Source organism: Pseudomonas orientalis (assembly GCF_001439815.1).
In the GTDB taxonomy this organism is placed as follows: Bacteria; Pseudomonadota; Gammaproteobacteria; order Pseudomonadales; family Pseudomonadaceae; genus Aquipseudomonas; species Aquipseudomonas orientalis.
In genome coordinates this window covers 364,201-389,872 of the sequence record NZ_JYLM01000002.1, presented here as the reverse complement: position 1 = coordinate 389,872, position 25,672 = coordinate 364,201, and the positions used below count along the sequence as shown (strand labels likewise).

The 25,672-nt window shown below is 62.4% G+C and carries 19 protein-coding genes and 1 pseudogene; 13 read left to right on the top strand and 7 right to left on the bottom strand.

Annotation, left to right across the window (positions count from 1 at the left end; translation table 11 throughout):
* Positions 1–473: 473 nt before the first annotated feature.
* The 5 genes from TU82_RS06030 to tpx all read right to left on the bottom strand — a co-directional run bounded on the left by TU82_RS06030 (position 474) and on the right by tpx (position 10,254).
* The gene (locus tag TU82_RS06030; RefSeq protein WP_156421641.1) at positions 474–2,024 is read right to left on the bottom strand and encodes an efflux transporter outer membrane subunit; all 1,551 of its coding nucleotides are present in this window, start codon (positions 2,022–2,024) and stop codon (positions 474–476) included.
* Positions 2,021–5,128, bottom strand: a complete 3,108-nt coding sequence (locus TU82_RS06025) for an efflux RND transporter permease subunit (protein WP_057722214.1) — start codon at positions 5,126–5,128, stop codon at positions 2,021–2,023. Before TU82_RS06025 ends, TU82_RS06030 begins: the two co-directional genes overlap by 4 nt.
* Positions 5,125–8,226: an MdtB/MuxB family multidrug efflux RND transporter permease subunit gene (locus tag TU82_RS06020; RefSeq protein ID WP_057722213.1), complete on the bottom strand. Its 3,102-nt coding sequence runs from the start codon at positions 8,224–8,226 to the stop codon at positions 5,125–5,127. The genes TU82_RS06025 and TU82_RS06020 overlap by 4 nt, the downstream gene beginning before the upstream one ends.
* A complete protein-coding gene (locus TU82_RS06015) occupies positions 8,223–9,521 on the bottom strand; it encodes an MdtA/MuxA family multidrug efflux RND transporter periplasmic adaptor subunit (protein WP_057722212.1) in 1,299 nt (432 codons plus the stop codon). The genes TU82_RS06020 and TU82_RS06015 overlap by 4 nt, the downstream gene beginning before the upstream one ends.
* A gap of 232 nt (positions 9,522–9,753) precedes the next feature.
* Complete coding sequence (gene tpx / locus TU82_RS06010) at positions 9,754–10,254, bottom strand: thiol peroxidase (protein ID WP_057722211.1); 501 nt, start codon at positions 10,252–10,254, stop codon at positions 9,754–9,756.
* Between the two features lie 159 nt (positions 10,255–10,413).
* On the opposite strand from tpx, the gene TU82_RS06005 reads away from it, so the two are divergent.
* From TU82_RS06005 to TU82_RS05955, 11 genes and pseudogenes are all read left to right on the top strand, one after another.
* Entirely contained in the window at positions 10,414–11,703 is a 1,290-nt protein-coding gene (locus TU82_RS06005; protein WP_057722210.1) for a glycosyltransferase, read from the top strand.
* 70 nt (positions 11,704–11,773) lie between these two features.
* Complete coding sequence (locus TU82_RS06000) at positions 11,774–12,679, top strand: AraC family transcriptional regulator (protein WP_057722209.1); 906 nt, start codon at positions 11,774–11,776, stop codon at positions 12,677–12,679.
* 332 nt (positions 12,680–13,011) lie between these two features.
* Positions 13,012–13,248: a DUF6124 family protein gene (locus TU82_RS05995; protein WP_057722208.1), complete on the top strand. Its 237-nt coding sequence runs from the start codon at positions 13,012–13,014 to the stop codon at positions 13,246–13,248.
* A 201-nt stretch (positions 13,249–13,449) separates the two neighbouring features.
* On the top strand, positions 13,450–14,772 hold the full coding sequence (locus tag TU82_RS05990) for an ABC transporter substrate-binding protein (RefSeq protein ID WP_057722207.1): 1,323 nt from the start codon (positions 13,450–13,452) through the stop codon (positions 14,770–14,772).
* Between the two features lie 64 nt (positions 14,773–14,836).
* A complete protein-coding gene (locus tag TU82_RS05985) occupies positions 14,837–15,727 on the top strand; it encodes a carbohydrate ABC transporter permease (protein WP_057722206.1) in 891 nt (296 codons plus the stop codon).
* A 10-nt stretch (positions 15,728–15,737) separates the two neighbouring features.
* Positions 15,738–16,568 carry a carbohydrate ABC transporter permease gene (locus TU82_RS05980; RefSeq protein ID WP_057722205.1) on the top strand — a complete coding sequence of 277 codons (831 nt, stop codon included), beginning with the start codon at positions 15,738–15,740 and terminating at the stop codon, positions 16,566–16,568.
* Between the two features lie 23 nt (positions 16,569–16,591).
* Complete coding sequence (locus tag TU82_RS05975; RefSeq protein WP_057722204.1) at positions 16,592–17,695, top strand: ABC transporter ATP-binding protein; 1,104 nt, start codon at positions 16,592–16,594, stop codon at positions 17,693–17,695.
* 18 nt (positions 17,696–17,713) lie between these two features.
* Positions 17,714–19,195 carry a mannitol dehydrogenase family protein gene (locus TU82_RS05970; protein WP_057722203.1) on the top strand — a complete coding sequence of 494 codons (1,482 nt, stop codon included), beginning with the start codon at positions 17,714–17,716 and terminating at the stop codon, positions 19,193–19,195.
* A gap of 140 nt (positions 19,196–19,335) precedes the next feature.
* Positions 19,336–20,817: a xylulokinase gene (xylB, locus tag TU82_RS05965; RefSeq protein ID WP_057722202.1), complete on the top strand. Its 1,482-nt coding sequence runs from the start codon at positions 19,336–19,338 to the stop codon at positions 20,815–20,817.
* A 12-nt stretch (positions 20,818–20,829) separates the two neighbouring features.
* Positions 20,830–21,768 (top strand): carbohydrate kinase family protein, encoded by a 939-nt coding sequence (locus TU82_RS05960; RefSeq protein WP_057722201.1) that lies wholly within the window; start codon positions 20,830–20,832, stop codon positions 21,766–21,768.
* A 137-nt stretch (positions 21,769–21,905) separates the two neighbouring features.
* Positions 21,906–22,895: pseudogene (locus TU82_RS05955) on the top strand (autotransporter family protein).
* 62 nt (positions 22,896–22,957) lie between these two features.
* Here the strand turns inward: TU82_RS05955 and TU82_RS05950 are convergent.
* Positions 22,958–23,224, bottom strand: coding sequence for a DUF1652 domain-containing protein (locus TU82_RS05950; RefSeq protein WP_057722200.1), 267 nt, complete (start codon positions 23,222–23,224; stop codon positions 22,958–22,960).
* A gap of 360 nt (positions 23,225–23,584) precedes the next feature.
* Between TU82_RS05950 and TU82_RS05945 the strand changes: the two genes are divergently transcribed.
* Both TU82_RS05945 and map read left to right on the top strand, forming a co-directional pair.
* Positions 23,585–23,788: a ParD-like family protein gene (locus TU82_RS05945; protein ID WP_057722199.1), complete on the top strand. Its 204-nt coding sequence runs from the start codon at positions 23,585–23,587 to the stop codon at positions 23,786–23,788.
* Positions 23,785–24,540: a type I methionyl aminopeptidase gene (gene map, locus TU82_RS05940; protein WP_057722198.1), complete on the top strand. Its 756-nt coding sequence runs from the start codon at positions 23,785–23,787 to the stop codon at positions 24,538–24,540. Before TU82_RS05945 ends, map begins: the two co-directional genes overlap by 4 nt.
* A gap of 39 nt (positions 24,541–24,579) precedes the next feature.
* On the opposite strand, the gene sfnG is transcribed toward map, so the two are convergent.
* Complete coding sequence (sfnG, locus tag TU82_RS05935; protein WP_057722197.1) at positions 24,580–25,665, bottom strand: dimethylsulfone monooxygenase SfnG; 1,086 nt, start codon at positions 25,663–25,665, stop codon at positions 24,580–24,582.
* Between the last annotated feature and the right edge of the window lie 7 nt (positions 25,666–25,672).

Below are 25,672 nucleotides of genomic sequence, written 5' to 3'. Positions count from 1 at the left end.
TTGATCTCAGGCGCCCCGTTAAACCACGCTGGCCGAACGCAGGCTTGAATCCGTGGGTAACCCGGCAGGACGCCGGGTTAGCCGCACTGGGCCAGGGATGGCCCATTGCGGCGACCCACGGATTCAAGCCTTCGTTCGGGCACACCGAGCCTAAGCGAGGTGCCGAGTGGTGGGGCAAGAGCCCTTTGCTCACTTTGGGGCTTTTCCAAAGTGAGCCGCCGTCAGGGCGGAACCCTAAGTGGCCGTTACCGCAGAGACGGATATGTACTCGGTCTGATCCAACATCCTGGTCGGCTCTGAGGCCGCCATCGGGGGCAAGCCCCCTCCCACATTTGGGTCAGGATCGACACAACATCCTGGTTGGCCCTGAGGCCGCCATCGGGGGCAAGTCGAATCGTCGCACCGCCCCTCCCACATTGACCGAGGCGTGTCATTTGGGTAGCAGCATAGGCCATCCCGAGATTGAGTTACCCCTACTTATCTTGGTCGGCCGGACGGGTGTTCCCATCCCATCCCCCGCCCAACGCCGCAATCAACTGCACGCTCGCCACCAACCGCGACTGCAGCAAGGTCAGTACCGTGCGCTCGTTGCTCAGGGCCGTTGCCTGCACGGTCACCACGTCCAGGTAAGCGATCAGCCCCGCCTTGTACTGGTTTTCGGTCAAGCGCAACGACTCGCGGGCGGACTCCAACGCTTCGTTGCTGACTACCGCTTCGTCGGCCAGCACCTTGAGCTGCACCATGTAGTTTTCCACTTCGCGGAAGCCATCCAGCACGGTCTGACGGTACTTGGCCACGGTTTCGTCATAGCTGGCCACGCTGCGGTCGACTTCCGCCGAGCGCTGGCCGCCGTCGAACAAGGTCATGGCCAACTTCGGGCCTACCGACCAGAAGCGGTTCGGCAGGCTGATCCAGTCTGCATAGGTGCTGCTGGAGTAGCCCCCCGCCAGGCTCAAGGTCAGGTCGGGGTAATAGGCGGCCTTGGCCACGCCAATGTTGGCGTTGGCCGCAATCACCGAGCGTTCCGCCGAGGCGATATCCGGGCGGCGCTCCAACAGGTGCGACGGCAGGCCCACGGGAATCTGCGGCAACGCCGGGATGTCTTTGCTCACGGCCAGGCTGAAATTGGCCGGCGCTTCACCGATCAATACCGCAATCGCGTTTTCCAGCTGGGCACGCTGCCAGATCAGGTCGATCAGGCTGGCCTGGGTGGTCTTGAGCTGGGTTCGCGCCTGGGCGATGGCGTCCTTGCCGGCCACACCGGCGCTGTACTGATTTTCGGTCATCTGCAACGAGCGTTGGTAAGTGTCCAGCGTGGCTTGCAACAAACGCGTCTGTTCATCCATGACGCGCAACTGCAAGTAGCTCTGCACCAGTTCCGACTGCTGGCTCAGGCGCATCGCCGCCAGATCCGCCGAGCTGGCCTCGGCGCTGGCTTCGTTGGCCTCCAGGCCACGGCGCAATTTGCCCCAGACGTCGGCTTCCCAGCTCACGCCCAATTGCGCGTTGAGGGTGTCGCGAATACCGCTGCTCGAACTGCTCAGGCTCGCGCTGCTGCTGCCGGTGCCCTGGCTGGCGCGGGTTTTGCCGACGCTCAGGTCGACGCTGGGGTAAAAGGCTCCGCGCGCGCTGCGCACCAGGGCCTGGGCCTGACGGAAACGCGCCTCAGCCTGGGCGACGGTCTGGTTGGCGCTGTTGAGGCGTACCACCAGGTCGTTCAGCTGGCGGTCGCCGTACAGCTCCCACCACGCGCCACGGGCCAGGGAGTCGCTTGGATTGGCCTGGCGCCAGCCCTGGGCTTCTTTGAACTGCACCGGCTCGACCACGGGTGGGCGCTGGTAATCAGGGCCGATGGCGCAGGCGCTGAGCAACAATGCCAACCCCACTGTAGGAGCGAGCTTGCTCGCGAAGGTCGTCAACGATAACGCGCCGAGCTTGGAAGAACGCGGCGTATGCGCGTTTTTCGCGAGCAAGCTCGCTCCTACAGGGGGCCGGGGTGCATTGGCGTTGGTTGAATCGTTCATAGCGCAGTGTCCAGGGCAGCATCGGTACGCACGCCGCGCCAGGCATTGAAGCGGTGGCGCGCGCGGTCAAGATAGAGGTAAACCACCGGAGTGGTGTAAAGGGTCAGGATCTGGCTGAACACCAGGCCGCCAATGATGGTCAGGCCCAGGGGCTGGCGCATTTCCGCGCCATCGCCGGCGCCGAGCAGCAGTGGCAACGCGCCGAGGATCGCCGCCAGCGTGGTCATCAGGATCGGCCGCAGGCGCAGCAGGCAGGCGCTGCGAATCGACTCCAGCGGGCTCATGCCGTCATGCCGCTCAAGCTGCAGCGCCAGATCGATCATCAGGATCGCGTTTTTCTTCACCACCCCGATCAGCAGGAACAGCCCCAACAGCGAGATCAGGCTGAACTCCCCGCCCAGCAGGTAGATGGACAGCAGCGCGCCGACACCGGCCGAGGGCAAGGTCGACAGAATCGTCAGCGGGTGGATATAGCTTTCATACAGCACGCCCAGCACCAGATACACCGCCACCAGCGCGCCGAGAATCATGAACGGCTGGCCCTTCTGGGTCGCGGCGAATGCGTCGGCGGTGCCGGCCATCTTGGCGATCACGTCTTCCGGCAGGCCGACCTTGGCAATCGCGCGCTCGATGGCGGCAGTGCCCTGCTCCACCGTGACCCCTGGCGCCAGATCGAAGGCGATGTTTTCCGAGGCGAACTGCCCTTCATGGCTGACGCGATCATCGGCCAGGCTGTTTTCGTAATGGGCAATGGTCGACAGCGGCACCCGCGCGCCATCGGCGGTGATCACCTGCACCTGGTTGAGGGTGATCGGGTCCTGGGCATATTTGGGGTTGACCTCCATCACCACCTGATACTGGTTGAGGCTGTCGTAGATGGTGGAAATCTGCCGCTGGCTGTAGGCGTTGTTGAGCACCGAGGTGACCATGTCCATGTCGATCCCCAGGCGCTTGGCCTGGTCGCGATCGACAATCAGCGTGACCTGGGCCGCGCCGCGTCCTTCGCGGGCGTCGATGGCGGTCAGCTCCGGCAGCTCGCGCATGGCGGCGACCACTTTTGGGTACCACAGGCGCAACGCAGCGAGGTCACCGCTTTGCAGGATGTAGGAATATTGCGCGCTGGTCTGGTCGCGGCCGCCGCCGAATTGCAGGTCCTGGTCGGCCATCAGGAACAGGCGCCCGCCCGGTACCAGCGGCACTTCCTTGCGCAGGCGCTCAATGACCGCCTGGGCCGAGATTTTGCGCTCGGCGATCGGCTTGAGGCGCACCAGCATCACCGCGTTGTTGGTGCCGTTGTTGCCGCCGATAAAGCCGGCCACGCTGAGCACCGCCGGGTCCTTGAGCACGGCCTGGCGGAAGATCTCCATCTTCGGCTGCATCACATTGAATGACAGCCCGTCATCCCCGCGCACGAAACCGATCAACTGGCCGGTGTCCTGCTGGGGCATGAAGGTCTTCGGCACCACCACGTACAGCGCGACGTTCACGCCGACGGTAATCAGCAGGCTGAGCAGGGTCAGGCGCCGATGGCGCAGCACCCAGTCCAGGCTGGTGGCATAGGCGGCGACCATGCGCTCGTTGATGCGGTGGCTCCAGCGCTGCAAGCCGGTCATCTGCCCTTTGACATGGGGCTTGAGCCAGCGCGCGCAGAGCATCGGGGTCAGGGTCAGCGACACGATCAGCGAGACGATGATCGCCGCCGACAAGGTGATGGAAAACTCACGGAACAGGTTGGTGACGATTCCGCCTATGAACAGGATGGAGAGAAACACCGCCACCAGCGACACGTTCATCGACAGCAGCGTAAAGCCGACTTCCTGGGCACCCAGGTACGCGGCCTTCATCGGCGGCACGCCCTCGTCGATATGCCGGGAGATGTTCTCCAGCACCACGATGGCATCGTCCACCACCAGGCCGGTGGCCAGGATCAGTGCCATCAGCGAGAAGTTGTTCAGCGAAAAACCGTACAGGTACATCACCGCAAAGGTGCCCACCAGCGACACCGGCACCGCCAGGGTAGGGATCAACGAGGCGCGGAAGTTACCCAGGAACAGGTACACCACCAGCACCACCAGGGCCACGGCGATCAGCAGGGTCATCTCGGCTTCGTGCAAGGTGGCGGTGATCACCGGCGAACGGTCCATGGCCAGGTTGAGCTTGACGCTGGACGGCAGCACCGCCTGCAACGCTGGCAACTGCGCCTTGATCTGGCGCACGGTTTCAATGATGTTGGCGCCGGACTGGCGGTTAATCACCAGCAGCACCGCCGAATCGTTGTTGAAAAACCCGCTGTTGTAGCGGTCTTCCACGCCGTCGCTGATCTTCGCCACATCGCTCAGGCGCAGCGCCGCGCCGTTCTGGTAGCGAATCAGCAGCGGCTCGTAGTCCTTGGCCTTTTCCAACTGGTCGTTGGCCTGGATCTGCCAGTTGCGCTCGCTGTCTTCCAGCGAACCCTTGGGCCGGCGCTGGTTGGCGTTGGCGATGGTATTGCGCACATCGTCCAGGGCCACACCGTACTGATCGAGGGCCTTGGGCTCCAGCTCGATGCGCACTGCCGGCAGGGAACTGCCGCCAATCTGCACTTCGCCCACGCCCGGCACCTGGGACAGGCTCTGGGACAGGATGGTCGAGGCCAAGTCGTACAGCTGGCCCTTCTGCAACACGTCGGACGTCAGCGACAGCACCATGATCGGCGCCTGGGACGGGTTGATTTTCTTGTACGTGGGCATGCTGCGCATGCCGCTGGGCAGCAGGTTGCGCGACGCATTGATCGCCGCCTGCACTTCCCGCGCTGCGCCGTTGATATCGCGGTCGGAATCGAACGCCAGGATCACCCGCGTGGAGCCCTGGCTCGATGAACTGCTCATGGTGGTGATGCCGGCAATCGCGCCGAACGAACGCTCCAGCGGCGTGGCCACGGTGGACGCCATCACCTCGGGGCTGGCGCCCGGCAAGCTGGCCGACACCACGATCACCGGAAAATCGATCTGCGGCAACGGCGACACCGGCAGCAGGTTGAAGCTGACGCCGCCGAGCAACATGATCGCCAGGCTCAGCAGCATGGTGGCTACTGGCCGGCGAATGAAAGGTCCGGACAGGTTCATGACTCAACCGGCTCCAGGCTCTGCGGTTCCTTGCGCCAGCGCCGGCCCAGACGGTCGAAATACAGGTAGATCACCGGCGTGGTGAACAGCGTCAACACCTGGCTCACCAGCAACCCGCCGACCATCACCAGGCCCAGGGGCTGGCGCAGTTCCGCGCCGGAGCCGCTGGCCAGCATCAACGGCACCGCACCGAACAAGGCCGCCAGGGTCGTCATCAGGATCGGCCGAAAGCGCAGCAGCGCCGCCTGGTAGATGGCGGTCTGCGGGTCCAGGCCCTGGTTGCGCTCGGCGTCGAGGGCGAAGTCGATCATCATGATTGCGTTCTTCTTGACGATACCGATCAGCAGGATGATGCCGATGATCGCGATCATGCCCAGGTCATTGCCGCTGAGCAGCAACGCCAGCAAGGCGCCCACCGCCGCCGACGGCAAGGTGGACAGAATGGTGATCGGGTGGATGTAACTCTCGTAGAGCACGCCGAGCACGATGTACATGGTGACCACCGCCGCCAGGATCAGCAGCAAGGTGCTCGACAGCGAGGCTTCGAACGCCTGGGCCGCGCCCTGGAACTGGGTCTGCACGCCGACCGGCATGCCGATGTCCTTCTGGGTCTGGTTGATCAGTTCCACGCCTTTGCCCAGCGCGACCCCGGGGGCCAGGTTGAACGACATCATCACCGCCGGGAACTGGCCGATATGGGCAATCGCCAACTGCGCCTGGCGCTGCTCCACATGGGCCAGGCTCGACAGCCGCACCTGGCCGCCGTCGGTGGTCTTCACATGGATCTGGTTGAGCGCGGCCGGGCCGAGGGTTTCGCCCGACTGGGCCTGCAACACCACGCGGTACTGGCTGGCCTGGGTGTAGATGGTGGAAATCTGCCGCTGGCCGAAGGCGTCATAGAGCGCGTCGGTGATGGTCGAGACGCTGACTCCCAGGCGCGAGGCGGCGTCGCGATCGATCACCAGGTACACCTGCAGGCCTTTGTCCTGCAGGTCGCTGGCCACGTCGGTGAGTTCCGGCAACTGGCCGAGGGCGTGCACCAGCTTGTCGCTCCACAGCGCCAGCAACTCCGAATCCGGTGAGGACATGCTGAACTGGTACTGGGTACGGCTGACGCGGTCTTCGATAGTCAGGTCCTGCACCGGCTGCATGAACAGGCGGATGCCCACCAGCTTGTCGATGGCAGGTTGCAGGCGAGCGATCACCTGGGTCGCGCTCAAGTCGCGCTGCCCGTGGGCCTTGAGGTTGATCAGCAGGCGGCCGCTATTGAGGGTGGCGTTATCACCATCCACGCCGATATAGGACGACAGGCTTTCCACCGCCGGATCGGCCAGGATGATCTTCGCCAGTTCCTGCTGGCGCTGGCTCATCGCGGCAAATGAAATCGACTGCGGCGCCTCGGAAATGCCCTGGATCACCCCGGTATCCTGCACCGGGAAAAAGCCCTTGGGCACCATCAGGTACAGCACCACCGTCAGGCCCAGGGTGGCGATGGCCACCAGCAGGGTCAGCGGCTGGTGCCGGAGCACCCATTGCAGCTTGCGCCCGTAGGCTTCGATCAGCCAATCGATCCAGGCGCCGCTGGCCTTGTAGAAACGCCCCTGCTCTTCTTCCTTCGGCTCACGCTTGAGCAAGCGCGCGCACATCATCGGCGTGAGCGTGAGGGACACCACCAGGGAAATCAGGATCGCCACCGCCAGGGTGATGGCGAACTCGCGAAACAGGCGCCCGACCACATCGGCCATGAACAGCAGCGGGATCAGTACGGCGATCAGCGACAGGGTCAGGGAAATCAGGGTGAAACCGATCTGCTTGGCGCCCTTGAGCGCGGCGGCCATGGGCGTCTCGCCTTCCTCGATATAGCGGGAGATGTTCTCCAGCATCACGATGGCATCGTCCACCACGAACCCGGTGGCGATGGTCAGGGCCATCAACGTCAGGTTGTTGACCGAGAACCCCGCCAGGTACATCACGCCAAAGGTGCCGACCAGCGACAGCGGCACGGCAATGGACGGAATGATCGTGGCGCTGACCCGGCGCAGGAACAGGAACGTCACCATCACCACCAGGGCAATGGCGATCAGCAATTCGTGTTGCACGTCCTTGACCGACGCGCGGATGGTCTGGGTACGGTCGGTGAGCACCGTCACGTCCAGGCCCGCCGGCAGGTTATCGGTGATGCTCGGCAGCAGGGCCTTGATCCGGTCCACCACCTCGATCACGTTGGCGCCCGGCTGGCGCTGGATATTGAGCAGCACGGCCTGGTTTTCATTGGCCCAGGCGGCAAGGCGCTCGTTTTCGGCGCCGTCGACGATCTGCGCCACGTCCTTGAGACGCAACGGCGCGCCGTTGTTGTAGGCCAGGATCAGTTCGGCATATTGCTCGGGGGATACCAACTGGTCGTTGGCATCGAGCATCGACACCCGCGTGGGCCCGTCGAAGTTGCCCTTGGGCTGGTTGACGTTGGACGCGGCGATCAGGGTGCGCACATCCGACAGGTTCAAGCCGTTGGCCGCCAGGGCCTCGGGGTTGACCTTGATGCGCACGGCCTGGCGCTGGCCACCGGCGATGCTGACCATGCCGACGCCGCTGATCTGCGCGATCTTCTGCGCCATGCGCGTGTCGACCAGGTCATTGAGCTTGGGCAGCAGCATGGTCTTGGACGTGATCGCCAGGGTCAGCACCGGGGTGTCCGCCGGGTTGACCTTGTTGTACACCGGCGGCGCCGGCAAATCCTTGGGCAACAGGTTGGTGGCGGCGTTGATCGCGGCCTGCACCTGCTGCTCGGCCACATCCATATTGATGTCGAGGTTGAAACGCAGGGTCAGTACCGACGCACCGCCCGAGCTGGTGGACGCCATTTGGGTCAGGCCGGGCATCTGCCCGAACTGGCGCTCCAGCGGCGCGGTGACCGCGCTGGTCATCACGTCGGGGCTGGCGCCGGGGTACAGCGTCATCACCCGAATGGTCGGGTAGTCCACCTGGGGCAAGGCCGAAACCGGCAGCAGGCGGTAAGCGATCAGGCCCGCCAGCACGATGGCGAGCATGCTCAGCGTGGTGGCGACCGGCCGCAGGATAAACAGGCGCGACAGGTTCATGCGCCGACCTTTTGCGCCTTGCCGGCGTCAGTACCGGTCTCCCCTTTCGCCGCGGGCTTGCCTTGCAGGTGTTCGGTCGGGGTGGTCGGCACTTCGCTGCTGTCGTTGACCACTTCGATTTCGCTGCCGTCCTTGAGACGGTCGGTGCCTTCCATGACCACCCGATCACCCGCCGCCAGGCCTTGCTTGATCACGGTGTTGTCGCCGTCGGTATCGCCCACCACCAGCGGCTGCACCTTGACCTTCTTGTCGCCATCGAGCTTGTAGACAAAGGTGCCGTTGTTGCCGAACTGGATCGCGGCGGACGGCGCCAGCACCACGTTGTGCAAGGTGTCGGCGAGCAGATGCACATTGACGAACTGATTGGGAAACAGCGCCTGATCCTTGTTATCGAAACGCGCCTTGAATTTCAGGGTGCCGGTGGTCACGTCGATCTGGTTGTCCAGGCTCTGCAGCACGCCCACCGCCTGCTTTTTCGCGTCGCCACGGTCCCAGGCTTCCACCGGCAGCTTGTTGCCGGCGTGATAACGGGTGAGCACGGTGTCCAGGGTGTTTTCCGGCAGAGTGAAGGCCACGCTGATCGGTTGGGTCTGGGTGATCACCGCCAGGGCGGTGGTGTCGTTGGCGGCGACCAGGTTGCCGACGTCGAGCTGGCGCAAACCGACGCGACCGGCAATCGGCGCGCGGATTTTGGTGAATTCAAGGTTGAGCTTGGCATCGTCGACCGCGCCCTGGTTGGTCTTGACCGTGCCCTGGTATTGCAGGACCAGCGCTTCGGCGGTGTCCAGGGTCTGCTTGGCGATGCTGTCCTGGGCGTACAGGCCGCGATAGCGCTCCACATCGACCTGGGCGTTTTTCAACTGCGCCTGATTCTGCAGCAACGTGCCCTGGGCCTGGAGCAAGGCGTTCTGGTAGCTGCGCGGGTCGATTTCCGCAAGCAAGTCGCCCGCCTTGACCATTTGCCCCTCTTCAAAGGCGATCTTCACCAGCTCACCGCCCACCCGGCTGCGCACGTTGATGGTGTTGAGCGCGGTGACCGTGCCCAAGGCCTTGTAGTACACCGGGAACTCCCCCACTACCGCCGGCGCAACGCGCACCGGCACCGGGCCGGTGGAGCCGCCAAACCCCGGACGCGCCATGCCGGTCTTGCCGGTGTGCCCGGCCGGGGCGTCCTTGTGGGCCGCGCCGCCGGGCCAGAATTTCCAGCACAGGCCGGCGATAACCAGCAGCACAAGCAGGCCAAACAGCCAGCGGCGGGAGTTGCGGGGGGAGGATTGCATGGAGTGATCAACCATTGGGCGCGAGAGCTTCTTCTTTGGGAGGCTGAAAGATAAGCACTGGAGCGCATTTAGAAAAGCGCCTTTACCGGCTATTTACCTTGGGCTTACAACTTTTGAAATTCGGGTCCTGGTGCCTGGGCGGTTTCGCTAAGCTGCTGACACCCAAATAAAAACGGCCTGGACTAGGCCAGGCCGCAATCTTGCATCATACGTGTGACTGCCTTACGACAGTCATGCGCAGAAACAGTTACTTCAAAACAGCCAGGGCCGCTTCGTAGTTTGGCTCCTGGCCGATTTCGGCAACCAGTTCGCTGTGCAGCACCTTGTCGTTCTCATCCAGCACCACAACGGCGCGAGCGGTGAGGCTGCGCAGCGGGCCTTCAACGATGTCTACGCCGTAGTCCTGGGAGAACGCCGCGCTGCGGAAGTCCGACAGGCTCTTGACGTTATCCAGGCCTTCGGAGCCGCAGAAACGTGCCTGGGCAAACGGCAGGTCCGAGGAAATGCACAACACCACGGTGTTGTTCAGGTCGTTGGCCTGGGCGTTGAACTTGCGAACCGAGGTCGCGCAGGTCGGGGTGTCGACGCTAGGGAAGATGTTCAACACTTTGCGCTTGCCGGCGAAGGTCGCCAGGGTCGCGTCCGACAGGTCGCCGGCGGTCAGGGTGAAGTCGGGCGCCTGGGTACCGACTTGTGGCAGTTCGCCTTCAACCTGGACCGGGTTGCCTTTGAGGGTGACTTGAGCCATGAACGGAATCCTTATGCTGGGTTTTGGTTAAACGAATTCGAGAGGCCGAAGTTAACCACAAAGTGCCGACGCTACCTACCGCCAGACACAAATTGTCATGTCGCCGGGTTGTGGTTTAATTGCGCGCTTTTCGCCTGTCCCTCAAGGAAACCGCTGCTAATGAATCAGCCCGCCACCAAAGTCCTGGTCATTGGTTACGTCTGGCCGGAGCCCCGCTCTTCGGCTGCGGGCGGGCATATGATGCAAATCCTGGAGAGTTTTCTGGCGCAAGGTTGGGACATTACCTTCAGCAGCCCGGCGACCATCGGCGAACACAAGGCCGACTTGCCCGCCCTTGGCATCGCTGAATGCGCCATTGAACTGAATAACAGCAGCTTCGATGATTTTGTTCGCGAACTGGCCCCGGATATCGTGCTGTTCGACCGTTTCATGATGGAAGAGCAATTTGGCTGGCGCGTCGAAAAATGCTGCCCCGACGCCCTGCGTGTGCTGGAGACCTCCGACCTGCAAAGCCTGCGCGACGCCCGCCACCAGCGTTTCAAGGAGCATGTAAAAGCCAGCCCCGACAGCGACGACTTCAGCGCCCTGTTCGCGCCGGCGCTGGAGAACGAGTTCCAGCGCATGGCTGACACCGATCTGGCCAAGCGCGAAATCGCCGCGATTTACCGCTGCGACATCAGCCTGATGATCTCCGACGTGGAAATCCGCCTGCTCACCGAACAGTTCAAGGTGCCTGCCGCCCTCCTCCACTGGTGCCCGTTGATGTTGCAACCGCCCGGCGCCGCGTTTGCGCCGTTTGAAGAGCGTGCGCACTTTCTCAGCATCGGCAACTTCCGCCATGCGCCCAATTGGGATGCGGTGCTGTGGATGAAGCACTGTCTGTGGCCGCTGATTCGCCAGCAATTGCCGGGCGCGCAGTTGCATATCTACGGCGCCTACACCCCGCCCAAGGCCACTGCCCTGCACAACCCGGCACAGGGCTTTCATGTGATGAACTGGGCCGAAGATGCGCTGCAAGTCATGACTGCCGCACGCATCTGCCTGGCACCCTTGCGCTTTGGCGCGGGCATCAAGGGCAAGCTGGTCGACGCCATGCTGTGCGGCACGCCCAGTGTCACCACCCCCATCGGCGCCGAAGCCATGGGCGATGATCAGCCCTGGCCCGGCGTGATCGCCCACGACGCCCCGGCCCTGGCCGCCGCTGCCGTGGCCCTCTACCAGGACCGCGAGCGCTGGACCCAGGCCCAGGAACACGGGCGCCAACTGCTGGCCCGGCGTTACGACCAGGCCCTGCATGGGCCAGCCTTGGTCGAGTGCCTGGAGCGATGCCGCCGCCACCTCGCCGCCCATCGCCGGGACAACTTCACCGGCAGCATGCTGCGCCATCATGCGCACAAGAGTACCCAGTACATGGCCCAATGGATCGAGGCGAAGAACCGCAACGTATAAGCTACCGCTGGCGAGGTCGTGCGCGACGGGGCATTATCCTACGCAGCGACCACAATAAAGCGACGGCAACATGACCCGAGCAACGCGCATCACCGATCCTTCCTACGAGCTGATGGACGACCACAACGGCCTGTCCATCATCTATCGCCAGCACGGCTTCCCCTGCCCGCTGGTGCGCTGGCACTTCCACAAGGAATACGAGCTGCACCTGATCGTCGCCAGCTCGGGCAAGGTATTTATCGGTGACTACATCGGCAACTTCTACCCGGAAAGCCTGTTTCTCACCGGCCCCAACCTGCCCCACAACTGGATCAGCCAGGTGGAAGAAGACGAAGTGGTGCCCAAGCGCGACATGCTGGTGAACTTCACCGACGAGTTGTTCGAGCACGGCAGCCACATCTTTGCCGAGCTCAAGAGCCTGACGCCGTTGCTCGAGCGTGCCCAATACGGCATCGAATTCCGCTGCAAAAAGACCATCACCCAGGCCATGACCCTAATGCAGCAAATCGAAGACGCCCACGGCATGGCGCGCCTGGGGCACTTCTTTATCTTGCTGGAAGTGTTAAGCGCCTGTGAGGACTACCAGTTGCTGTCCGGCGTGACCACCCCGCAGCAAGCCGATGAACATAGCATCGACCGCACCAACCGCGCGGTGGACTACATCTTTGCCCACTACGCCCGGGAGTTGCCGCTGGAAGAAGTGGCGGAGTACCTGGGGATGAAGCCGACGTATTTTTCCCGGGTGTTCAAACAGGCTACGGGGCGCACGTTCATTGAGTTCGTCAACCGGCTGCGCATCAGCAAGTCCTGCGAACTGTTGGCCGATGGCGACAAGGCGGTGACGGATGTGTGCTTTGAGTCGGGTTTCAACAATATTTCCAACTTCAATCGGCGGTTTCAGCAGCTCAAGGGGATGACGCCGTCCCATTATCGGCGGTTGGCGGTGCAGCGGTTGACGGAGCAGAATTTGGCTTGAAATTGGCCGTTCGGCTGGGTGTCGGGGCAAACAGAAACGTCTGACAAGGATTTGAGGTTGTCCCTAGGACACTCAATCTCTAGTCTCCGTACACCGCTGCACACGCAGCGGTCGGGCGTCGCGGCCCGTATTTCTTCAGACGCAAAAGCGTCATGTGTCCTTTCAGTTGGCGCTTTTTTATCGTCTACTGTGCGGCGCTATGGCGGCTGTGCGCGGGATACCTTCGGGTATGCCGATGTTCTGGAGAGTCGGTCCGCGAACCTGCGTACAGCTGCCACCCCCATCGCGTCGCGGCGATCAATGGCAGCTCCTTTAATCTCCGGAGTTTCACCATGATCAAACCCACCCCAAATCCTCCTGCCAGCGTGCTATTCACCGTTAAAGACGGCATCTGCACCCAAGACCTGCTGGTCAACCTCAGCGAATCCCTCGCCTCTGCCTACGCCCTCACCTGCGATTTCGCCTTTGACCTCGACGGCTCACGCCGCGAAGGCGCGCTGGGTATTGCGCAGTTGATCGAGGTGTCTCGGCTGCTGGCTGAACGGGTATTAGCTGATATCGAGCGCTAACCCCTGCCTTGATCGCCCTCAAGCTGCGTTTGAGGGCGATCACCGAGTGCAAAAAAGTATCAGTGAGCGTGCGCCCAAGGATTTGTCACAACCCCATTTCAAGGCTGTAATCAACGCACACTCTTCCTGCCACCTTGATAGGAAGACACAACAACAATAACTGTCCTTCCGTAGCCCCTGGGCGCGGAAATGGAGTGCGCGATGAAGTTCACAGCAAAAGTACTGCTTGCCTCTACCTGCATGACTGCATGCATGACCCTCAGCGCCGTCAGCTTTGGCGCGCAAACCCTGACCATTGCCACCGTCAACAACAGCGACATGATCCGCATGCAGAAGCTCTCGAAAACCTTCGAGGCCGAGCATCCGGAGATCAAGCTGAACTGGGTGGTGCTCGAAGAAAACGTGCTGCGCCAACGCCTGACCACTGACATCGCCACCCAGGGCGGGCAGTTCGACGTGTTGACCATCGGCATGTACGAAGCCGCACTCTGGGGCGCCAAGGGTTGGCTGGAAGCCATGAAGGACCTGCCGGCGTCCTACGACCTTGATGACGTGTTCCCTTCGGTGCGTGATGGCTTGTCCGTCAAGGGCTCGCTGTACGCCCTGCCGTTCTATGCCGAAAGCTCGATCACCTATTACCGCACCGACCTGTTCAAGGACGCCGGGCTGAACATGCCCGAGCACCCGACCTGGAGCCAGATCGGCGAATTCGCGGCCAAACTCACCGACAAATCCAAAGAGCAATACGGCCTGTGCCTGCGCGGCAAAGCCGGTTGGGGCGAGAACATGGCGCTGATCACCACCCTGGCCAACGGCTTCGGCGCGCGCTGGTTCGATGAGAAGTGGCAGCCCGAATTCAACGGCCCTGAATGGAAGGACGCGCTGAACTTCTACGTCGACAACATGAAGAAATCCGGCCCGCCGGGTGCGTCGAGTAACGGTTTCAACGAAAACCTGGCGCTGTTCAACAGCGGCAAGTGCGCGATCTGGGTGGATGCCAGCGTGGCCGGCTCGTTTGTCACCGACAAGACCCAGAGCAAAGTGGCTGACCATGTCGGCTTCACTTTCGCCCCCCACGAGAAGACCGACAAGGGCACCTCGTGGCTGTACTCCTGGAGCCTGGCGATCCCGACCAGTTCCAAGGCCAAGGACGCCGCCAAGGTGTTCACCAGTTGGGCCACCTCCAAGGAGTATGGCGCATTGGTCGCCAAGACCGACGGCGTCGCCAACGTCCCACCAGGCACGCGCAAGTCGACCTACAGCGATGAGTACATGAAGGCCGCGCCGTTTGCCAAGGTGACCCTGGAATCGCTGAAAGTGGCGGACCCGACCAAGCCTACCGAGAAGCCGGTGCCGTATATCGGTATCCAATTGGTGACCATTCCTGAATTCCAGGCGATTGGTACCCAGGTCGGCAAGTTTTTCTCCGGTGCGCTGACCGGTCAGCAGACGGTGGATGCCGCATTGACTGCCGCGCAGACCACCACTGAGCGGGAAATGAAGCGGGCCGGTTACCCCAAATAAGCCAGCCTCACCCCTCCCACACTGACCGCGCTCCGATTCCTGTTTTGCACTGGCCTTGAATATCATGAATACAACGCCCAAAAACCGTCTGGCCAACCCCGGCTGGTTTCTCGTCAGCCCCTCCGTGGCCTTGTTGCTGCTGTGGATGATCGTGCCGCTGGGCATGACCCTGTACTTTTCGCTGATCCGCTACAACCTGCTCTACCCCGGCGAAAACCAGTTCGTGGGGCTGGAAAACTTCACCTATTTCGTCACCGACTCGGGCTTCTTGCCCGGCGCCACCAACACCTTGCTGCTGGTGGGCAGCGTGCTGTTGATCAGCGTGGTGTTCGGCGTGTTGATCAGTGCGCTGCTGGAGGCCAGTGAGTTCCTGGGCCGTGGCATCGTGCGGGTGCTGTTGATCTCGCCGTTCTTCATCATGCCCACCGTCGGCGCGCTGATCTGGAAGAACCTGATTTTCCACCCGGTGTCGGGGATTCTCGCCGCCGTGTGGAAGTTCTTCGGCGCCGAGCCGGTGGACTGGCTGGCGCATTACCCGTTGCTGTCGATCATCATCATTGTGTCGTGGCAATGGCTGCCCTTCGCGATCCTGCTGCTGATGACCGCCATGCAGTCCCTCGACCAGGAACAGAAGGAAGCCGCCCGCCTGGACGGCGCCGGCGCCATTGCGATCTTCTGGCACCTGACCCTGCCCCACCTGGCCCGGCCGATTGCAGTGGTGGTGATGATCGAAACTATCTTCCTGCTCTCGGTGTTCGCCGAAATCTTCACCACCACCAACGGTGGCCCCGGCTACGCCTCGACCAACCTCGCCTACCTGATCTACAACCAGGCGCTGGTGCAGTTCGACGTGGGCATGGCTTCGGCCGGCGGTTTGATTGCCGTGGTCATCGCCAATATCGCGGCGATCATCCTGGTGCGGATGATCGGCAAAAACCTGACTGACAAGCCTTGAGGGCCGCGCCATGACGCTTCAACAATCCCGCCGCCTGCAAAGCCTGTTGCTCGGCACGTTGGCCTGGGCCATCGCGACCCTGATCTTCTTTCCGATCTTCTGGATGGTGCTGACCAGCTTCAAGACCGAAATCGACGCGTTCGCCACGCCGCCGCAGTTCATCTTCACGCCGACGCTGGAGAACTACCTGCACATCAACGAGCGCAGCAACTACTTCGCCTACGCCTGGAACTCGGTGGTAATTTCCTTCAGCGCCACCGCCTTGTGCCTGCTGATCTCGGTGCCGGCCGCCTACTCCATGGCGTTCTATGAAACCCAGCGCACCAAGGGCACGCTGCTGTGGATGCTGTCGACCAAGATGCTGCCACCGGTGGGCGTACTGATGCCGATCTACCTGCTGGCCAAGAGCTTTGGCCTGCTGGATACGCGCGTTGCGCTGATCATCATCTACACCCTGATCAACCTGCCGATCGTGGTGTGGATGGTGTACACCTACTTCAAGGACATCCCCAAGGACATCCTCGAAGCCGCCCGCCTGGACGGCGCCACGCTGTGGCAGGAGATGGTGCGGGTGCTGCTGCCGATTGCCAAGGGCGGCCTGGCGTCCACCGTCTTGCTGTCGCTGATCCTGTGCTGGAACGAGGCGTTCTGGTCGCTCAACCTGACGTCCTCCAGCGCCGCGCCGCTGACTGCGCTGATCGCCTCCTACTCCAGCCCCGAAGGCTTGTTCTGGGCCAAATTGTCCGCCGTGTCGACCCTGGCCTGCGCGCCGATCCTGATCTTCGGCTGGATCAGCCAGAAGCAGTTGGTGCGCGGCCTGTCCTTTGGCGCCGTGAAATAATAATTCCAAGCGGAGGGCCCATCATGGCCAACCTGAAAATCAAGAATCTGCAAAAAGGCTTTGAAGGTTTTTCCATCATCAAGGGCATTGACCTGGAAGTGAACGACAAGGAATTCGTGGTGTTCGTCGGCCCGTCGGGCTGCGGCAAATCCACCCTGCTGCGCTTGATCGCCGGCCTGGAAGAAGTGACTGAGGGCACCATTGAACTCGATGGCCGCGACATCACCGAAGTGACACCGGCCAAGCGCGACCTGGCGATGGTGTTCCAGACCTACGCGCTGTACCCGCACATGAGCGTGCGCAAGAACATGTCGTTTGCCCTGGACCTGGCCGGTGTCGACAAAAAGCTCGTCGAGAGCAAAGTCAATGAGGCGGCGCGCATTCTGGAACTGGGCCCGCTGCTGGAGCGCAAGCCCAAGCAACTGTCCGGCGGCCAGCGCCAGCGCGTGGCGATTGGCCGGGCGATTGTGCGCAACCCGAAGATCTTCCTGTTCGACGAACCCTTGTCCAACCTCGACGCCGCCCTGCGCGTGCAGATGCGCCTGGAACTGGCGCGCCTGCATAAAGAGCTGCAGGCGACCATGATCTACGTGACCCACGACCAGGTCGAAGCCATGACCCTGGCCGACAAAGTCGTGGTGCTCAACAGCGGTCGCATCGAACAGGTCGGCTCGCCCCTGGAGCTGTATCACCAGCCGGCCAACCTGTTTGTGGCGGGCTTTCTCGGCACGCCGAAGATGGGTTTTCTCAAGGGCAAGGTCACCCGTGTCGAAGGCCAGGGGTGTGACGTGCAACTGGACGCCGGCACCCTGATCAGCCTGCCGCTGAGCGGTGCCAGCTTGAGCGTGGGCAGTGCGGTGACCCTGGGCATTCGCCCGGAGCACCTGGAAATCGCCACGCCGGGCCAGACGTCCCTCACCGTCACCGCCGACGTCGGCGAGCGCCTGGGCAGCGACACCTTCTGCCACGTCATCACCGCCAACGGCGAGCCGCTGACCATGCGCATCCGTGGCGACATGGCAAGCCAGTACGGCGAGACGCTGCACCTGCACCTGGACCCGGCGCACTGCCATCTGTTCGACACCGACGGCGTGGCCGTAGCCCGCCCTCTGCGCGCCGCCGCCTGATTTCGCGAGTATTACGCCATGAAGCTGAATAAACACACCCTTACCCAGTTGGCCCCCGAAGTGAAACTGCCCACCTATGCCATCGCCAGCACATCGCAAGGCATCGCGCATATCGGCGTCGGCGGTTTCCATCGGGCGCATCAGGCGTTTTACACCGACGCACTGATGAACAGCGGCGAAGGCCTGGACTGGAGCATCTGCGGCGTGGGCCTGCGGGCCGAAGACCGCAAGGCCCGCGACGACCTGGCCGGCCAGGATTATCTGTTCACCCTGTATGAACTGGGCGACACCGACGACACCGAAGTGCGCGTGATCGGCTCGATCAGCGACATGCTGCTGGCCGAGGACGGCGCCCAGGTGCTGATCGACAAACTGGCCGAGCCGGCCATCCGCATCGTGTCGCTGACCATCACCGAAGGCGGCTACTGCATCGACGACAGCAACGGCGAGTTCATGGCCCACCTGCCGCAGATCCAGCATGACCTGGCGCACCCGAGCGCACCGACCACCGTGTTCGGCTTTCTCTGCGCCGCCCTGACCCAACGCCGCGCCGCCGGTACCCCGGCATTCACGGTGATGTCCTGCGATAACCTGCCGCACAACGGCGCCGTCACGCGCAAGGCGCTGCTGGCGTTCGCCGCGCTGCACGACGCCGAGCTGCATGACTGGATCAAGGCCAATGTGAGCTTCCCGAACGCCATGGTCGACCGCATCACGCCGATGACCAGCACCGCCCACCGCCTGCAATTGCATGACCAGCACGGTATTGACGATGCCTGGCCGGTGGTGTGCGAACCTTTTGTGCAATGGGTGCTGGAAGACAAATTCGTCAATGGCCGCCCGGCCTGGGAAAAGGTCGGCGTGCAGTTCACCGATGACGTGACGCCTTACGAGGAAATGAAGATCGGCCTGCTCAACGGCAGCCACCTGGCCCTGACGTACCTGGGGTTCCTCAAGGGCTACCGGTTCGTGCACGAGACCATGAACGACCCGCTGTTCGTGGCCTACATGCGCGCCTACATGAACCTTGACGTCACGCCTAACCTGGCGCCGGTGCCGGGCATTGACTTGATCGAGTACAAACAGACTCTGGTCGACCGGTTTTCCAACCAGGCGATTGCCGACCAGTTGGAGCGCGTGTGCTCGGACGGCTCGTCGAAGTTTCCCAAGTTCACCGTGCCAACGATCAATCGCCTGATTGCCGGCGGCCGTGAGACTGAACGCGCTGCACTGGTGGTCGCCGCGTGGGCGTTGTACTTGAAGGGCGTGGATGAGAACGGCGTGAGCTACAAAATCCCGGATCCGCGTGCCGAGTTCTGCCAGGCGCTGGTCAGCGACGACACGCTGATCAGCCGGCGCCTGCTGGGGGTAGAAGAGATTTTTGGCACGGCTATTCCCAACTCACCCGAGTTTGTGGCAGCGTTCGAGCGGTGTTATGCAAGCTTGCGCGATCACGGCGTCACTGAAACGCTGAAGCTGTTACTGAAGAAACCGGCTTGAACATGTGGGAGGGGGCTTGCCCCCGATGAGGGAGTGTCAGTAAAGGCATCTGTAGTTGACACACCGCTATCGGGGGCAAGCCCCTCCCACATTTGGACCGCATTGACAACCCCAACAATAAGACTGCTGAGCACTCCATCATGACCCAGCAAAACCTGTTCCTCGGCATCGACTGCGGCACCCAGGGCACCAAGGCCATTGTCCTCGACGCGTCCAGCGGCAAAGTGCTGGGCCTGGGCGCCGCCGCCCACACACTGATCAGCGGCGCCAATGGCCGTCGCGAGCAGCACACCCAGGAATGGCTCGACGCGTTTACCGAAGCCACCCACCGCGCCTTGCAACAGGCCGGGGTCGACGGCCAGGACATCCTCGGCATCGGCGTGTCCGGCCAGCAACATGGCCTGGTTCTGCTCGACGCCCAGGGCCAGGTACTGCGCCCGGCCAAGCTGTGGTGCGACACCGAAACCGCAGCCGAAAACGAGCGCCTGTTGCAGTACCTGGGCGGCGAAAGCGGCTCGCTAGAGCGCCTGGGCGTGGTCATTGCGCCGGGCTACACCGTGTCAAAACTGCTGTGGACCCGCGAACAGCATCCGGACCTGTTTGCGCGCATCGCCCATATCCTGCTGCCCCATGATTATCTCAACTACTGGCTCACCGGCCGCGCTGTCGCCGAATACGGCGATGCCTCCGGCACCGGTTATTTCGATGTGCGCCGCCGTGAATGGGACGTGGCGCTGCTGCAGCACATCGACCCCAGCGGGCGCCTGCAGTCGGCGCTGCCCGAGCTGATCGCCGCCGACCAGGCGGTGGGCACGATCCTCCCCGCCATTGCCGAGCGCCTGGGCATCAACCCCAACGCCATCGTCGCCAGCGGCGGCGGCGACAACATGATGGGCGCCATCGGCACCGGCAATATCGCCCCCGGCGTGATCACCATGAGCCTGGGTTCATCGGGCACCGTCTACGCGTTTGCCGACCAGCCCAACGTCAGCCCCCAGGCGTCGGTCGCCACCTTCTGCTCCTCCAGCGGCGGCTGGCTGCCGTTGATCTGCACCATGAACCTGACCAACGCCACCGGCGTGGTGCGCGAGCTGTTCGAGCTGGACTTGAACGCCTTCAACGCCCTGGTCGAACAGGCCCCCATCGGCGCGGACGGGGTGAGCATGCTGCCGTTTCTCAACGGCGAACGGGTGCCCGCCCTGCCCCAGGCCACCGGCAGCCTGCACGGCCTGACCATGACCAACCTGACCCGCGCCAACCTGTGCCGCGCGGTGGTCGAAGGCACCACCTTCGGCTTGCGCTACGGCCTGGACCTGTTGCGCCAGACCGGCCTGCAAAGCCTGGGCATCCGCCTGATCGGCGGCGGTTCGAAAAGCCCGCTGTGGCGGCAGATGGTCGCCGATATCATGAACACCGAAGTGGTGTGTACCGAACAAAGCGAGGCCGCCGCCCTGGGCGCGGCGATCCAGGCGGCGTGGTGCCAGTCCGGCGAATCCCTGGCCGGCCTGTGCGACAAATGCGTGAGCCTTGACCCGGCCAGCCGCACCGTGCCGGTGCCGGCCAACGTCAAGGCCTATCAACAGGCCTACGAGCGTTATCAACAGCTGGTGGCAACCCTTTAAGAGCGAGCGACTATGTATCTGGTGTGTGGTGAAGCGCTGTTTGATTTTTTCTGCGAGGAGGATGCCGACGGGCAGGCCGCCAAGCTCAATTACAAGGCCATTGCCGGCGGTTCGCCGTTCAACGTGGCGGTCGGCCTGCGCCGCCTGGGTATCGAATCCGGGTTCTTTGCCGGAATCTCCAATGATTACCTGGGCCGACGCTTGCTGCAGGTGCTCAAGGACGAAGGCGTGAGCGAAGACTTCCTGGTGCCATTCGATGCGCCGACCACCCTGGCCATGGTGGCCGTGGGGGCCAATGGTTCACCGCAATACAGCTTTCGTGGCGAAGGCTGTGCCGACCGGCAGTTGCAGCTGAGCCATCTGCCGCCCCTGGGCGATGAGATTCGCGGGCTGCATGTGGGCTCGTTTTCGCTGGTGGTACAGCCGATTGGCGACACGCTGCTGAACCTGGTCAAGCGCGAAAGCGGCAAGCGCCTGATCAGTCTCGACCCCAACGTACGGCTGAACCCGCAGCCGGACATCCAGCTGTGGCGCGACCGTATGGCAAAGTTGGTCAAACATGCGGACCTGATCAAGGTCAGCGATGAAGACCTGCACCTGCTGTACCCCGAGCAGTCCCCGGAAAGCGTACTGCAAGGCTGGCTGCAGCACCGTTGCCAACTGGTATTCCTCACCCGTGGCGGCGATGGCGCCAGTGTGTTCAGCCGCCGGCACGGCAGTTGGTCACAACCGGCCGTGGATATCGTGATGGCCGACACGGTCGGTGCTGGCGACACCTTCCAGGCGGCGCTGATTGCCTGGTTGACCGAGCATCACCTGGACTCGGTTGAGGGGCTGCAACAGCTCAGCCGCGAACAGATCGACGCCATGCTCGGCTTTGCGATTCGCGCCGCAGCACTGACCTGCACCCGCACCGGGCCGGACCTGCCCTACCGCAGCCAGTTGCGCTGACCGCCCCACAGGCCGCGTCCTGCGCGGCCTGTTACCTTTTATCCGAAAATCTTGCGATGCAGGAGGCCTGTGCTAAACCGAAGAACAGCAGTAATTAAAACAAAAACTCACCGAAGCCCGCCGCCGGCAGCCCGGCGCTGCCAACGGCTGTGGCCGGTGCCCGAGCTATCCCGCTGTACCGCCTGGAGGTGCCGGGGTACTCGATAGTGATCCCGGCCGCGCAAATAATGATTTGGATGGCCCTGGGCACATTTCATCAACGCAAGGGCGAGCAAAGCCTGCTCACCGAAACGGGCGCGGTTGCGGCCGGTTGGGCGCGGGCCTACGGCGGTGATTTGAACAAGCGTTGGTCGGGCACCGTAGCGCCAAGCTTCGACGGCAACATCAGCGGCTATCAGGTGGGGCATGACCTCTACGCTGCGCAAACCAGTGGCGGGCAACTGCAACGTTTTGATCTGTTCATCGGGCAGAGCCGCCTGCGCGGAGACGTGAAGGGATTTGCCGAAGGCTTTCAGGATCGGCGCTCCGGGCGCGTCTAGCTGGACGGTGATAACCTCGGCGCCTACTGGACCCTCACCGACCCCAAAGGCTGGTACATCGACCTGGTCGCCATGGGCACGCGCCTGGACGGTGACAACAAATCCGAGCGCGGCGTGAAAATGAACACCCGGGGCCACGCCCTGGCGCTGTCCGCCGAAGCGGGTTATCCGATCACCTTCTCCAGAGAGTTGGTGCTGGAACCCCAGGTTCAGATAATCCGCCAGACCATCGACCTGGACAACCAGCACGACGGTATTTCCAAGGTATCATTCGACTCACAGGAGTACTGGACCGGCCGTGTTGGCGCCCGCGTCAAGGGTCGCTACCTGGTGGGCGATACGCCCGTCGAGCCGTACGTGCGCGCCAACGTCCGGCATACCTTCGGTGGTCGCGACACGGTGACTTACAATGATATGGACCGCATCAAGAGCGATCACAAGTCGTCCATCGCCGATGTCGGCGTAGGGGTTGTCGCCCACTTGTCGTCAGCGGTGAGCCTTTACCTGGCGGCGAACGTCACCGCCAACCTGGATGGTAATGCCCAGAAGGGCGGGGGCGGCACCGTCGGGATGCACGTGAGCTGGTGACAGCAGCTCAGGGGGCCTGGTCAATACCAGGCCTCCACGACAATGCTGGAACCGACACGACACTAAAAATTACGCCCTCCTGCTCGCTGCAGGACCGGCGTATGGGTGTGCTTGAGGTCTTCACGCAGCCCGGTGATCAGGTTGCAAATGGCGCGACTGCTGTCAAGCTTGTCCGCGTTGATACCCTTGACCTCCAGTTCCACGCGATCACGGTCGCGGTCGTCGTACACCTTGATCGTCAGTGAAGCATCTTCGGCTTTGGTGCACTCGCACCGCTTGGGCAGGAAACTTCCTTCGATAATGCTGCGAAGCTCTAATTCCGAAAGCATGGCTAACCTCTCCTTGTTTGAGACTGCCAACAGTTTTTATAGGGATCCGGCAGGCACTTGCCTGCCACGTCTTGCCGACCTTGGAAGACGCCTTCAACAAATAAGCCTACTCGGCAAAATCCTGCGCTGTTGTAACCTTTCTTCATAAGCTCAGCGCTTGCTTATACGACGTAAATTGCGCCGCTGAAATCATCGTCGAACCGCGCCGATTAAACGTTTAACCGGCAGGCGCAATTGCCATGGGCCATTTTTTGGCAACATATGGCAAACAATCACCCCATCGAACAGCCGGCGAGCGGGACTTTCGCAAAACATACGAAACATATACGCTTCGTATATCTATATCTCACAGTGAAGCTTATGGGCATCGTCAAGATCACCGACCAACTGCACGAACAACTGCGCCTGGCCAGCGCCGCGATGGACCGTTCCATCAACGCCCAGGCCGAGTTCTGGATCAAGATCGGCCTGCTCGCCGAGCTCAATCCTCAGCTGCCCTACAACGAGCTGATCAACAAACTGTTGCTGGACAAGCCCGACCTGATTCGGGGGCGCAGCCAATGATCAAGACGCCACAACAGCTTGCGCTGATGCGCGAGTCCGGGCGCCTGCTGGCGCAGGTGTTCAGCATGCTCGACGGCTTTGTCGCCGCCGGTCGCTCCACCCTGGAGCTGGACAGCGCCGTCGAAACCTTCATCCGTCAGGAGTTGAAAGCCCGCCCGGCCAGCCTCGGGCAATATGACTACCCGTTCAGCATCAATACATCAATCAACGAAGTGGTGTGTCACGGCATGCCCAGCGCCAGGCAAATCCTCAAGGATGGCGACATCATCAACATCGACATCACCCTGGAAAAAGGCGGCTTTATCGCCGACTCCAGCAAGATGTACATGATCGGCAATGTAACGCCCAAGGCGCGGCGCCTGGTAGAGATGGCCTTCGAAGCCATGTGGGCCGGCATCCGCCAGGTGAAGCCCGGCGCGCGCCTGGGTGATATCGGCCATGCGATCCAGTCCCACGCGCAAGCCAACGGCTACAGCGTGGTGCGTGAATACTGCGGCCATGGCATTGGCCGGGACATGCACGAAGAACCGCAGATCCTGCACTTCGGCCGTCCCGGCACCGGGCTGGAACTGCGCGAAGGCATGGTGTTCACCATCGAGCCGATGCTCAACCAGGGCAGCGCCAAAGTGCGCAGCCTCAAGGATGGCTGGACGGTGGTGACCCGGGACAACAGCCTGTCGGCGCAGTGGGAACATACGGTCGCGGTGACGGCGGACGGGTTTGAGGTATTGACCCTGCAACCGCCGACATGACCGCGATCGTTCCCACTCCGCGTGGGAACGATCATCGGCTCAGGCCACCTGCTTGACGTGGGCCTTGGCCTCCAGCTCGCGAACCAGCGGCAACACACGCTTGCCGAAGTACTCCACTTCTTCCTGGAAATGCAGGAAGCCGGCCAGCACCAGGTCCACGCCCACCGCCTTGAGCGCGACGATGCGCTCGGCGATCTGCTGCGGTGTGCCGATCAGATTGGTCTTGAAGCCGTCGTTGTACTGCACCAGGTCTTCAAAGCTGGACTTGGCCCAGTTGCCCTCGCCTTCCGGTGACGCCTTGCCCGCTTGCCTGGCGGCATCACCAAAGGCGTTGACCGCTTCCGGGTCGGCTTTGTCGATGATGTCCGCCAGCACGGCGCGCGCCTCTTCTTCGGTATCGCGAGCGATCACGAAAGCGTTCACGCCGATCTTCACCGAATGGTGATTGGCCGCGGCCTTGGCGCGAATATCGTCGACCTGGGCCTTGATGCCTTCGGGGGTGTTGCCATTGGTGAAGTACCAGTCGGAGACCCGCGCCGCCATATCCCGCGCCGCCCGTGAACTGCCGCCCTGAAAGATCTCCGGCTGCCCCAGCGGCTTGGGCTTGAGGGTGTAATTGTTGAAGCGGTAGAAGTCACCCTTGAAGGTGAAATCATCCTGGGTCCAGATGCCTTTCAAGGCGCGAATGAATTCTTCGGAGCGACGATAGCGCTCATCGTGCTCCAGCCACGGTTCGCCGATGGCCTGGAACTCGCCCTTGAACCAGCCACTGACGATATTCACCGCGATGCGGCCGTTGGTGAGCTGGTCGATGGTCGCCAGTTGCTTGGCCGCCAGCGCCGGTTGCCACGGGCCCGGCAGGATCGCCGCAATCACCTTGAGGGTGGTGGTCGCCGCGAGCAGCGCGTGGCTGAAGGCCACCGACTCGTGCTGGTTCTCGGCGCCGTAGCCGGCAGTGAAGCGGATCTGGGTCAGGCCATATTCGAAGCCGGCGGCTTCGGCCAATTGCGCCAGCTTACGGTTGTAGTCGATGCCCCAGTGGGTACGCTGCTCGATCTTGCTGACCACCAGCCCACCGCTGACGTTGGGCACCCAATAGGCAAATTTCACGGCGTCTTGACTCATCGGGGGT